Source organism: Psychrobacter proteolyticus, assembly GCF_038155145.1.
Taxonomy (GTDB): Bacteria; Pseudomonadota; Gammaproteobacteria; order Pseudomonadales; family Moraxellaceae; genus Psychrobacter; species Psychrobacter proteolyticus_B.
Map to the genome: position 1 here is coordinate 1 of NZ_JBAKAY010000079.1, position 231 is coordinate 231.

General features: G+C 65.4%; 1 protein-coding gene. It reads right to left on the reverse strand.

Annotated elements, in window-relative coordinates; genetic code table 11:
- The coding region (locus tag V6252_RS13060; RefSeq protein ID WP_341610734.1) for an adenylosuccinate synthetase at positions 1-231 on the reverse strand (231 nt) is incomplete at both ends.

Below are 231 nucleotides of genomic sequence, written 5' to 3' on the forward strand. Positions count from 1 at the left end.
GTGCTGGATGGTCTCGAGAACATCCAGCACGTCCAGCTTGGTCAGGCAGATGCCGCTGACCGAGTTGATCTGCACGGCGTGACGCAGGGCGACGGCATCGAACCAGCCACAACGACGCGCACGACCGGTGGTAGCACCGAATTCGGGGCCACGCTCGGCCAGGTGACGGCCGAACTCATCGAACAGCTCGGGCGGGAACGGGCCGGAACCGACACGGGTGGTGTAGGCCTT